At 66.7% G+C, this 11,309-nt stretch carries 10 protein-coding genes; all 10 read right to left on the reverse strand.

Annotation, left to right across the window (positions count from 1 at the left end; translation table 11 throughout):
• Positions 1-19: 19 nt before the first annotated feature.
• Positions 20-1,051 (reverse strand): tyrosine-type recombinase/integrase, encoded by a 1,032-nt coding sequence (locus tag FHS87_RS24545; RefSeq protein ID WP_184521254.1) that lies wholly within the window; start codon positions 1,049-1,051, stop codon positions 20-22.
• A 502-nt stretch (positions 1,052-1,553) separates the two neighbouring features.
• Positions 1,554-1,682, reverse strand: coding sequence for a hypothetical protein (locus FHS87_RS24350; protein WP_281394555.1), 129 nt, complete (start codon positions 1,680-1,682; stop codon positions 1,554-1,556).
• Positions 1,683-1,709: 27 nt separating this feature from the next.
• Positions 1,710-3,380, reverse strand: a complete 1,671-nt coding sequence (locus tag FHS87_RS20875; protein WP_184521255.1) for an acetolactate synthase large subunit — start codon at positions 3,378-3,380, stop codon at positions 1,710-1,712.
• Positions 3,381-3,445: 65 nt separating this feature from the next.
• Positions 3,446-4,348, reverse strand: a complete 903-nt coding sequence (locus FHS87_RS20880) for an amidohydrolase family protein (RefSeq protein ID WP_184521256.1) — start codon at positions 4,346-4,348, stop codon at positions 3,446-3,448.
• Positions 4,348-5,319, reverse strand: a complete 972-nt coding sequence (locus tag FHS87_RS20885; protein ID WP_312862063.1) for a Bug family tripartite tricarboxylate transporter substrate binding protein — start codon at positions 5,317-5,319, stop codon at positions 4,348-4,350. Before FHS87_RS20885 ends, FHS87_RS20880 begins: the two co-directional genes overlap by 1 nt.
• A 26-nt stretch (positions 5,320-5,345) precedes the next feature.
• On the reverse strand, positions 5,346-6,338 hold the full coding sequence (locus FHS87_RS20890) for an amidohydrolase family protein (RefSeq protein ID WP_221300216.1): 993 nt from the start codon (positions 6,336-6,338) through the stop codon (positions 5,346-5,348).
• A gap of 62 nt (positions 6,339-6,400) precedes the next feature.
• Positions 6,401-7,453: a tripartite tricarboxylate transporter substrate-binding protein gene (locus tag FHS87_RS20895; protein ID WP_184521258.1), complete on the reverse strand. Its 1,053-nt coding sequence runs from the start codon at positions 7,451-7,453 to the stop codon at positions 6,401-6,403.
• Between the two features lie 148 nt (positions 7,454-7,601).
• A complete protein-coding gene (locus FHS87_RS20900; RefSeq protein ID WP_221300218.1) occupies positions 7,602-8,855 on the reverse strand; it encodes a glycerate kinase type-2 family protein in 1,254 nt (417 codons plus the stop codon).
• Positions 8,856-8,991: 136 nt separating this feature from the next.
• On the reverse strand, positions 8,992-9,963 hold the full coding sequence (locus FHS87_RS20905; RefSeq protein ID WP_312862064.1) for a D-2-hydroxyacid dehydrogenase: 972 nt from the start codon (positions 9,961-9,963) through the stop codon (positions 8,992-8,994).
• 147 nt (positions 9,964-10,110) lie between these two features.
• Positions 10,111-11,079, reverse strand: coding sequence for a Bug family tripartite tricarboxylate transporter substrate binding protein (locus tag FHS87_RS20910; RefSeq protein ID WP_184521260.1), 969 nt, complete (start codon positions 11,077-11,079; stop codon positions 10,111-10,113).
• Positions 11,080-11,309 lie beyond the last annotated feature (230 nt).

The following is an 11,309-nucleotide window of genomic DNA, read 5'->3' on the forward strand; positions in this document are numbered from 1 at the left end:
CCCTGCCCCTCATCACGCCTCACAGGTCGAGCAGCCGGGCGGGGCTGTCCCTGGTGATCCTGGCCCGGCGGCGGTAGCCCTGGGTGGTGGCGATGCTTTTCTGCCGGGCGTGGTGCATCACCTGCTCGTCGAGCGCGCCCTTGAGGTAGGCCTCGGTGATGAACCCCGCCCGGAGCCCGTGCGGGGACAACCGCTCGGCCTCGTCGACGGTGAGCCGGGCCATCTCCGCCCGCCGCCGCAGGATCCGCCACACCCCCTGCGGGCTCAGCCTCTCCTCCAGCGCCCCTCCGGGGCTGAGCCGGCGGAACACCGGGCCCCACTCGATGCGGGTGCGCCGGAGCCACTCCTCCACGGCCCGCACCGGGCAGGAGAGCGGGTTCAGCCCGCGCGGGATGCCGATGGTGGCCCCCTCCCCTTCCTGGTCGCGCTTGGAGCGCGGGATCAGCACCGTCATGCCCTCGCCCGTGAAGCGCAGGTGCTCGCGGTCGATGCCGACCAACTCCGAGCGCCGCAGCGCCCCGGCAAAGCCCAGAAGGAGGAGAGCCCGGTCGCGCGCGCCGGCCGTGTCGGATCCGCAGGCGGCCAGCAGGCGCTTGACCTCGGCCGAGGTGAGGGCGGCGGCGGGACGCGAGGTCCTGCCGTGAGTCGCGAGGATGCCGCGCATGGTGGCCGCGATCGCCGGGTGCCGTGTCTCCCAGGGGTGGCCGGCCTGCCGGTGCTGGTGGGCGATGGCGGCGAGGCGCCGGCGCAGCCCGCTGCGGCCGAGGGACTTGGCCAGGCTGGCGAGGTGGCCGGCCACCACGACCGGTGAGACCGGCAGGGGAGAGATGCCACCCGCCTCGCACCACTGAAAAAAGGCGCGCCAGTCGCCCTCATAGGCGCGGCGCGTGTTGTCGGACAGCGCCTTCCCGGCATAGCCGGCGGCCTGGGCCACGGCCTCGCCCACCGGGCCGGCGAGCACGGCCAGCGCCTCCGGCGGCAGTGTCTCCTGCACTAGGCGCCGCACGGCGGGCGGGAGCGCCCGGCCCCCTGCCCCGTCGGGCGGCGTCACCGGCCAGCCCTCGCCGTCTGGCCGCTGAAAACCCCAGCAAACGCCCGGTCTCGTGTCGCTGTCGCGCCCAACTCCTCAGAGCCCCCTGCCCTCTCTGGCCAGCCGGACGGACGCCCCCGCGCCCGCCTCAACCGCCTCTTTCATGGTGCCAGTGGGAACCCTCCGATGGCAATCCGCCCCTCTCTCCACCATGGGCACGATAATAGATGGTTATCGTGCCTGGGTGGCTGGCCGGAGAGATGGATGCGCCCTGGATTGATAGCTCCACGCTGAAATTTAAGGCTTCTTCCCGCTATGCAGATCGCGTCTGTGTCGGGCGGAACAGGTTCGGTGCCGACCCGCTTAACTCCCACGGGGTGAACCGGCCCTCAGGAGGGCCGGTCATACGGGTGAGGCGCTGAGTTCCTGCGGCTGCTTGCGCGGTCGCTGGCCCTTGCTCCCTCCCTCGTTGCAACCTACGCCGGGTCCGGCGCGGGCTGTCCTGTCACAACGGTAGCGCTCCTCAGAACAGGTAGTCTTCTGCGGTGAGGTTGGGTCCGTAGTGGACGACGGCGAGGCGGCCCACGGCGGTGCTGCCCTCGCGGACCTCGTAGGTGTACAGGACGCTGCTGCTGGACGCTGAGGTGGACAAGAACTGTCTCTTGCCTTTGCCCCCAGATCAGGCCAGCTCTGGCCCAGGCAACGCCAGGACGGGCAGCCGAGCCTTCAACTCGTCCACTAGGACGCGTTTGTTCTCAGAGTAGTCGATTGGAACGGCCACGAGGTGCACACCGCCAGCATGGAACGCCGTTTCGAGCGTCGGAACCAGTTCCTCGGTCCCTTTGATGCGATGTCCTCTGGCACCATAGGCCTCTGCGTAGCGGACAAAGTCCGGGTTGCCGAAGGTCATTCCAAAGTCCGGGAAGGCATCCACCGATTGCTTCCAGCGGATCATGCCGTAGGCACCATCGTCCAGCACCAGCACCACCAAATTAAGACCGAGCCGGACGGCCGTCTCCATCTCCTGGCTGTTCATCAGGAAGCCGCCGTCGCCGCAGATCGCGAGCACCCGCCGCCCTGGATTGAGCATCGCCGCCATCATCGCCGAGGGCAGGCCCGCGCCCATGGTGGCCAGCGCGTTGTCCAACAGCAGCGTGTTGGCCATCGTCGTGCGGTAGTTGCGGGCGAACCAGATCTTGTACATGCCGTTGTCGAGCGCAACGATCCCGTCCTCGGGCATCACATGGCGGATGTCGCGCACCAAGCGCTGCGGCGTGGGCGGAAAGCGGTCCTCCCCGGCACGGTCGGCGATGCAGGCAAGGATGCCCTCGCGCAGCGGCATCAGCGCCCCAGCTCGCGGCAGGCGCCGCTCGAGGCGATCGGCTAGCCGTTCTAAGCTCGGACCGACATCGCCGACCACCTCGGCGTGCGGGAAGTAAACCTGCTCAACATGGGCGGGGGTGTAGGAGATGTGGATGACCTTCGGCCCGCCCGGGCCCATGAGGAAGGGCGGCTTTTCCACCGTGTCATGGCCGATGGCGATGATGAGGTCGGCGCGCTCGATCGCCTCGTGGACGTAGTCGCGCTCAGACAGCGCGGCGGTACCCATGTAGAGGTTGGAACCTCCCGGTACAGTGCCCTTGCCCATCTGCGTGGTGAAGAAGGGGATCCCGGTGCGGTGGACGAAGCCCGCCAGCCCTTGCGTCGCCCGCGGCCGGCTGGTCGCGGCGCCGAGCATCACCAATGGCCGCTCGGCGGCCAGGATCATCTCGGCCGCGCGGTCGAGGGCTGTGGGATGGGCCACGGGGATCTCGATCGGGTGCGGCGGGATCAGCGCCGGCGGAGGCTCGACGTCCTCGCCCGCCACGTCCTCGGGCAGTTCCAGGTGTACCGGCCCAGGCCGCTCCTCCTGCGCCACGCGGAAGGCGTCGCGCACCAGGGTCGGGATGGTTGCAGGGGAGACGATCTGGCGGGTGAGCTTCGTGAGGGGGCGCATAGCCGCCACCGTGTCCACGATCTGGAAGCCGGCCTGACGGCTGCTCATGATCCCCTTCTGGCCGGTGATCATGACCATCGGCATGGCGCCGAGCTGGGCATAGGCTGCGCCGGTGACGAGGTTGAGCGCCCCCGGGCCGAGGGTGGTGAGGCAGACCCCTGGCCTTCCAGTTAAGCGCCCATGAGTCGCGGCCATGAACGCAGCGGGTTGCTCGTGGCGGGTCAGTACCAACTCGATGCTGGACGTCCGGAGGGACTCAAGGACGTCGAGGTTCTCCTCCCCGGGCACCCCGAAGATGCGGTCCACCCCCTCGTTCTCGAGCGCCGCCACCAGCAGGTCCGAAGCCTTGGCCATCACGCGTTCTCCTCCGATGTTCCGCCCATGCCCCGGCGTTGTGGTGCGCCATCGGCAGCTGTGTCCTACGCGCCGGGCTCCTCGCGAATGGGCGCACTGAAAAATCCATAGAGCTCGGCCGGATTGTCGACGAGCGCGCGATGCCAAGCAGACGGGGATGCTACCCAGGCCTCGCTCAGATCCAACAGGCTGGCGTCGTCAGGCTTGCTGCTGGTCGGCTGAGTCGGGTGTGGCCAGTCACTGCCCCAGAGCAGGCGCTCCGGTGCGGCCCGCGCGAGGGCAGACGCCACCCGCCCCGCATCAGCATAGCTCGGCGGTCCGACGCGGCTGCGGATGTAGGCGCCGGAGATCTTGACCCATGTTCGCCCACCGTCGAGCAACCTACGGACAACCGGAAAGGCAGCGCTGTCCAGGCCCTCGGGCTGCGGAACCTGGGCCAGGTGATCCAGCACCAATCGACAGGGCAGCCCTGCTAAAACGGGTTCCATGTCGACGATCTGAGGCCCGGAGGCGTTCAGCTGCACGTGCCAGCCAAGATCGGCTAGGCGCGCTCCGAAACCCTCCAAGTCGAGAGCGGTGAGCACCCCGGGCATGGTCAGGTTGAAGCGGATGCCACGTACGCCTGCCTCATCAAGGCTGCGAAGGGTGGTGTCCGAGATGCTCGGCTCCACCACCGCCACCATGCGAAAGCTGTCCCGTCCCAGGATGTCGAGGGCTTGAAGGTGCCTTGTGTTGTCAGTTCCATAGGCCGAGGGTTGCACCAGCACACCGCGCGACAGGCCCAGGCGCCGTTGCAGCGCACGGTAGTCCTCTTCCAGCGCATCGGGGTGGTGCGGCGTTCCGGGACGGGACGGGACGCGGCCGTCATAAATATGGAAGTGGCAGTCTGTGGCACCAAGTGGCAGCGACGTCCGAGGCGGTTCGTTCCCCGACGACCACGGCGCGGTGACACTCGCGGGTGCGGGCATCAGTCGAGCGTGGCCCCGGACTGGCGAACGAGTTGCTCCCACATGGGTCGCTCCTTCGCGGCCCGCGCCATAGCTTCCCGTGAGGTCGTCCCAAGGAAGCGGTTGCCCGTCGGCCGGAAGCGTTCCTGCACGGCCGGATCCGCTGCGGCGTCGCGCATGGCGTCGGACAGGCGCTGCACGACGGCTGCAGGGGTACCGGCAGGCACGGTGACGGCTCCCCAGGAGGTCACGATGAAGTCCGGGATACCCGCCTCGGCCATCGTCGGCACCTCCGGCAGATCCGGGGAGCGCTCAGCCGAGGTGACGGCCAGGGCGCGCAGCTTGCCGCCGCGCAGGTTGGAGAGTGCCGTCGGCAGGTTGTCCACCACCAACTGGATATCGCCCCGCAGCAGGGCCGTCAGAGCATCGGCCCCGCCGCGGAAGGGAACATGCGTGCCCTGGATGCCGGTGCGGCGGCAGAGCATCTCACCCGACAGATGCACCGTGGTGCCCACCCCGGAACTGCCGAAGGCGACGCCGTCACGCCGGCCTTTTGCCCAGGCGATGAACTCCGGGAGGGTGCGGGCCGTGACGTGGTCGGCGGGAACGACGACGACGAGAGGAGCCTCCCACCCGAGTGAAACCGGGATGAGGTCCTTCTCGGGGTTGTAAGGCAGGCTCCTGTAGAGGAATTGGTTGATCGCCAGGCTGTTCACGGCGGTGGCCCCAAGCGTGTAGCCGTCCGGCGCGGCCTGGGTGACAGCGGCCGTGCCGATCGTACCGCCCCCACCGGTACGGTTCTCAACGATCACCGGTTGTCCCAAGCGCGTAGCCAGCGCTTCGGCGATCAGTCGGCCGGCGAGGTCAACCGCTCCCCCGGGCGGATAGGCCACGACGAGCCGGAGCGGCCGGGTAGGCCAGGATTGCGCGCGACCGTGCGAGGGCATCGCGAGCAGGGCGGAGGCCGAGATGAGGGCGCGGCGGTTGATCACGACTGGATGCTTCCTCGGTTGCTTGTTCAGCCCGCCGTAAGCGGCGGCAGGCGGTAGGTGCGGATCGCCGTACCGGCGAAGAGGTGGGTCCTTTCCCCGGGGGAGGCCGGGGCAGCGAAGCGCTTGAAGGCGTTCCAGAGCACGGCATAGCCGGTGCTGCCCTTGTCCACGGGGAAGTTACTCTCGAACATGCAGCGTGCGGCCCCGAAAGCGTCCACGCAGGTATCGAGATAGGGGTGCCAGGCGGCGGCGAGTTCCTCCGACGAGGGCGGGAGCGCGCCTTTCTCGAAGCCGAAGCCGCCCACGGCCATGCCGAGGCCGCCGAGTTTCACCACGACGTTCGGACAGCCGGCGAGCAGGCGCATGCGCCCGCCCCAGTCCGCCAGCACCTCCGCCCGCTGCCCTGCATAGAGGCCGGCGCCGAGCGGGCCGCCGCAATGGTCCAGTACCAGGGTCAGCCCGGGCAGGGCGCGCGCGAGGTCCAGCACCTCGCCGAGCTGCGTGTGATAGGCCCAGACGTCCAGGGACAGCCCGTGCTCCGCCAGCCGCGCGGCGCCGCCGCGGAAGGCCGGCTCGGACAGCAGGCCGGGCCGGGGCGGAACGGGGTTCGAACTGATCTCCGGCGAGGCGTGCCAGGCCGTCTGGTTCCGCACGCCGCGGAAGCGGGCGCCGGCGGCGCGGAGATGCCGCTCCAGCACCGGGACCACGCCGTCCCCCAGCATGAGGTCCACCATGCCGACAATCGCCGCGCAGGCCCGGACCGGGCCGTAGAGTCCGCTGGCACTGGCCGCGGCGATGCCGTTGGCGAACTCGGTTTCGCCCAGGCTGCGATGCTCCTCCGGCCCCTCGGCGCGGAGCATGGACCGCGCCTGGACATAAACCGTCGCGCGCAGGTCGTGCCCGCTGCCCGTATCCCGCAGCAGGTCGTCCAGCAGGTAGCGGGCGCCCGGACGGTCCCAGAGGTGGTGGTGCGCGTCCACGATCGGCAGGGCCGGGTCGAGGATTTCCTCCTCTCGCAAAGCGAGCCAATCCTCGCGCACAGGAAAATGAGGCGATGCGTGCCCTGGTGTAGTCACCCCCGCTACTCCAGCCGGATTCCGACTTCGCGGACGAAACCCTGCCAAGTCGTGCACTGGTCACGAAAAAACGCAGCGAACTCCGCCGGGGTATTCGGGGCCGCTTGCAGGTCGGCAGCGCGCAGCTTTTCCGCGAGTTCCGGCTCGCCCAAAGCCGCGTTCAGCGCCGCGTTCAATCCCTCTACGATTGCCTGCGGGGTGCCTTTGGGTAGGAAAACGCCGTTCCACTCGTAGGTTTCGAAGCCAGGCAGCGTGTCCGAAAGAGGCAGCACTTCGGGCAGTGCGGCCAGTCTGCCGCGCCCCGTATGCGCTAGCGCTCGCAGGAGACCGTCTCGCACGAAAGGAGCAGAGACATTGACGTTACCGAAAAAGAGCTGGATCTGCCCAGCGATCAGGTCGTTCACCGCCGGCGCGCCGCCACGATAGGGCACGTGGTTGAGTTTGATCCCAGCAGCGCGGCTGAAACGCTCCAGTACGAGATGCTGGAGAGAGCCGTTGCCCGCTGAGCCCGTGTCCAGGCCACTTCTCCCCTGGCGGGCGAGTTCAATCAGACCAGCGATGTCCCTGACCGGACTAGAGGAATTAACCAAGACCAGCTGTGGCACTGTCACAGCGCGGAAGACAGGCACAAGATCGCGCAGCGGGTCATAAGGCAGTCGCGCAAACAAGGCGGGCGTCACGGAAAGGCCGGTTGCATCGTAAAGAACAGTGTAGCCGTCAGGAGGGGCTTGAGCCGCAACAGCTGCGCCAATTGTGCCTGTGGCTCCTGAGCGGTTCTCGATAACAAAAGCCTGCCCGAGGCGGGTTACCACAGACCCAAACAGAAGTCGGGCAGCAAGATCCGCCGTACCACCTGCCGGATAAGGTACAATCACTCGGACACTGCGTTGTGGCCAGTGCGCCGACGCAGGCTGTGCCGTGACTGAGCCGGTGGCCAGTACTGCCGCAGCAGCTCCGAGCAGGATAGCACGACGCGAGGAGGTGCTCGCGGCGGCAGTGGCTTCATGCTCGGCAAGCTGTATGGCTTGCACTTCGGTGGATGCGGTCTGCGCAGACACTTTTGTTCCTCCCCAAAACTGGCTGCTTCCGCGCCGTCTTGTTGGTCACGCTTCAGCATCCGCACTGAGCTAGATCTAGAGAAACGCAACGCCGTTTCGAATTTGTCCGCAAACTAGCAGAAGCACAAGATCCAATCTCCGACTTCGCTCAAGCTGGTCCGGCTAGATCTCCGACAATCACTGCGCGGAAGTCGTTCACGTTGGTCAGGGTGGGGCCGGTGACCACGAGGTCGCCGACCGCCTGGAACACGTCGTGGCTGCGATGCGCCATGAGAGCGGCGATCGGGTCGATGCCGGCGCCGCGGCTGCTGGCCAGGGTGTTGGGCGCTACGACCGCTCCGGCATTGCTCTCCGAGCCGTCGATCCCGTCCGTATCCGCCATCAACGCCCAGATGCCGGGATGCCCAGCCAGCGAAACCGCGAGCCCGAGCAGCGTCTCTCCGTTGCGTCCGCCCGCACCCTGCGCGCCGCCGAGCGTCACGGTGGTTTCGCCGCCCGAGAGCAGGACGGCCGGGGCACGCAGGGGCTGGCCATGCGCGGCGACGGAGCGTGCGATGCCGGCCAGGAGCGTGCCAGCCTCGCATGCCTCGCCTTCCAGCGCGTCGCCCAGGATCAGGGGGGTTAGGCCCAGCGCCTCCGCCTCGCGCGCCGCCGCCTGAAGGGCCATTAGGGGGGTGGCGATCATCCGGTACTCGGCGCGCGCGAGACGCGGGTCGCCGGGCTTGGGCGACTCGTCCTCGGCCGCGTCCAGATGGGCGCGGACCGGGGCGGGCAGGTCAATGCTGTAGCGGGCCACGATGGCCCGGGCGTCGTGGAAGCTGCTGGGGTCCGGCACGGTGGGGCCGGAGGCGATGGCGGCCGGGTCGTCGCCAGGCACGTCGGAGATGGCGAGGGTGACCACTCTGGCCGGATGGGCCGCGGCGGCCAGCCGCCCGCCCTTGATGGCCGAGAGGTGCCGGCGCACTATGTTCATCTCGTTGATCGTGGCCCCGCAGGCCAGAAGGGCGCGGTTCACCGCCTGCTTGTCCGCCAGGGTCAGTCCCTCCGCCGCGAGGGGCATCAAGGCGGAGCCGCCGCCGGAGATGAGGGCGATGACGAGGTCGTCGGTCGTGAGGCCCTGCACGGAGTCGAGAATGCGGGCGGCCGCCCTCTCTCCCGCCGCGTCGGGTACGGGGTGGGATGCTTCGATCACCTCGATCCGGGCGGTCTGCACGGCGTGGCCGTAGCGCGTCACGACAAGGCCCTGCATCGGGACCGCCGGCCAAGCTTCCTCGAGCGCGGCGGCCATAACGGCGGCGGACTTGCCGGCGCCGACCACCACCACGCGCCCGGTCGGGACCTCCGGCAGGTGGTCTTTCAGGATCGTGTGGGGGTCGGCGCTGCGCACGGCGGCCTCGAACATCCGTTGCAGGGCGGCGCGGGCGCGCGTGTCGTCCCAGTTGGTCACTCATGGATCCTTTACCGGCGCAGTCCCGATGTCACGATCGAGCCAGATGGCTGGAGACAGGTGCCGCTCGTCAGTTCCTAGACGGACGAGATCATGTGACAAGGTTGCGCGGTGTTTGCCGCTGCCAGAGCTCCACATTCTCCATGAGCTGATCCGCTAGGGACTGGATGGCTTCTCGGCTGGCCCAAGCAACATGGGGCGTGAGGATGAAGTCCGGCCGGCCGGTCAGGCGCATGAAGGGATGGTTCTCCGGCGGAGGCTCGCAGGTGACAACGTCGAAGCCTGCTCCGGCGATCTGCCCGGATTCCAAGGCATCGCAGAGTGCATTCTCGTCAACTAGCCCGCCGCGGGCGGTGTTGATGAGCAACGGCCGCCTCTTCATCAGGGCAAACTCTGACCGTGCGATCAAATTGCGTGTCTCAGGAAGCAACGGACAATGGAGAGTGATGATGTCGCTCGTAGCCAGGACGGTTTCGAAGTTCGTATAAAGAACGCCTGGATGAGTCTCGCCCTTTCGGTCGGCGAAGAGCACCTTCATGCCAAGTGCATGGGCCATACGAGCTACCGCTTGGCCGAGAACACCGTCACCGATGATACCAATGGTAGAGCCGGCAAGATCGTGTATAGGGTAGTCGAAATAGCAGAACTGCCCCGCCCGCTGCCAGTCGCCGCCGGCCACCGAATTACGATAAGCGACAATGCTACGACGAAGCGCGAAGATCAGCGCGAATGTGTGCTCCGGAACAGTGTTCGCCGCATAGTTCCGGATATTGCTGACATCAATGCCGCGCTGTTTGCAGGCAGTAATATCAACCACGTCGTAACCGGTCGCGGCGACAGCGATAAAACGCAGATTAGTCGCAGTAGCGAGTGACGGCGCAGAGATCGGAACTTTATTGGTGATAACAATGTCCGCGTCGGCAATCCGATCGGCAACTTGAGCTGGTACGGTTCTTTCATACACACGGAACTCGTGCGCGAAGTCGAGAGGTCGCAGCACGGTCTCGGTCGGAAATGTGTCGCGGTCCAAAACGACGATGCGCAACGGTTGCTGGCTAGCCACTCTTCTCTCCAGTATGGAATCTCTCCCGATGCACTGCTGGGAGCGCGATTTTTGTCGATGGTCTCAGGAAGGGAAGTTCGACGTGCAGCTGTCGGTCAACCACCTGCACGCGCATTGTTGGTTAAGCATCGCCTCTGGTGTCTATCCTCAGTCCTTCCAAGGACGGCGCTTCCAGAGCGCGTTCAGCGTCTCTGAGCTGGCCAGAACTGCATCTCGGTAGGCCTCTCCAACGAGGGGGCGCTGGGGCAAAGCAAGGCGCTCAGCTGCCTGAAGCCAAGCAGGATCTGCAAGAGCGGCGGCGAAGGCTGCTTGCAGCGGGTCGCGAACACTCGCGGGCAAACCAGGGGGAGCAAAGAAGCCACGACTTGCACTGCCGATAAGGTCGATGCCCTGCTCCCGGTAGGTCGGAACTTGTGGAGCAAGGGTAGAACGTTCCGGAGCTGCCAAGCCGAGAGCACGGATCTTGCCCTCCCTCACCAGCGGCAATCCCTCACTCAGGTTGAACGCGCCGAGTTCGAGCAAACCGCCCAGTAGTGGGGTCAGCATCTGGGCTGTACCAGTGAAAGGTACATTCGAGAGCCGAACTCCCGCTGCTTCCTCCAGGAGGAGCATCGTGATGTGATCGTCTCCACCAATGCCGACAATCCCAAAGTTCAGCTGCCCCGGCTGGGCCTTGGCTGCAGCGACGACATCTGAGAGGCTCTTGAACGGCGAGGATGTCGCGACAAAAAGGCCACAAGGGTCGTCAACGACATTCCCGAGATAGGTCAGATCTGCGGCGCGCCAGCGAACCTGCCGTTCGATTGGCATGCTGACGAGGCTGAGGAACGCGGCCGTGCCCAAAGTGTAGCCATCAGGCTTCGCGTTCGCGACTGCCTCAATTCCGATTTGCCCTCCTGCGCCACCACGATTGATGATCACAAAGCTAGCGCCGGACAAATGAGCCTGCAGGAATGGGAGGAATGCGCGAGCCATAACGTCCATGCCACCGCCGGGAGGGAACGGAACGATGATCTCAATGGACCGACCACTGGGCCAACTACGCTGCTGTTGAGCATGGAGCTGAGCTGGGGTCAGGCAGCTGCCGGTGAGCATGAGTAGATTGCGGCGGTTCATAGGATGTCTCCGAGGTTTTTTGGAGTCGGACAGCAGACGTCGCTGACGGTCGGTAAATGAGTTGCTGTGTGTTGACAGACGCGGAATGAAGGAATGTCGTGACCTGCTCAGCCAAGATCGTCGCGGCAAATAGGCGTCACTGCTGCCACGGGGTCTTCTCCCAGATGGCGCGGTAGCGGGCCTCCTGCGCCGGCATCTGCGCCTCCCACTCGGCGCCCGGCAGATAGGCC

The organism is Muricoccus pecuniae, assembly GCF_014199205.1.
GTDB classification, from domain to species: Bacteria; Pseudomonadota; Alphaproteobacteria; order Acetobacterales; family Acetobacteraceae; genus Roseomonas; species Roseomonas pecuniae.

Bases quoted from the DNA above. Each gene is read 5' to 3' on its own strand.
- FHS87_RS20875 (WP_184521255.1), bottom strand. From the start codon at position 3,380: ATGGCCAAGGCTTCGGACCTGCTGGTGGCGGCGCTCGAGAACGAGGGG.
- FHS87_RS20880 (WP_184521256.1), bottom strand. From the start codon at position 4,348: ATGCCCGCACCCGCGAGTGTCACCGCGCCGTGGTCGTCGGGGAACGAA.
- FHS87_RS20900 (WP_221300218.1), bottom strand. From the start codon at position 8,855: ATGTTCGAGGCCGCCGTGCGCAGCGCCGACCCCCACACGATCCTGAAA.
- FHS87_RS20910 (WP_184521260.1), bottom strand. From the start codon at position 11,079: ATGAACCGCCGCAATCTACTCATGCTCACCGGCAGCTGCCTGACCCCA.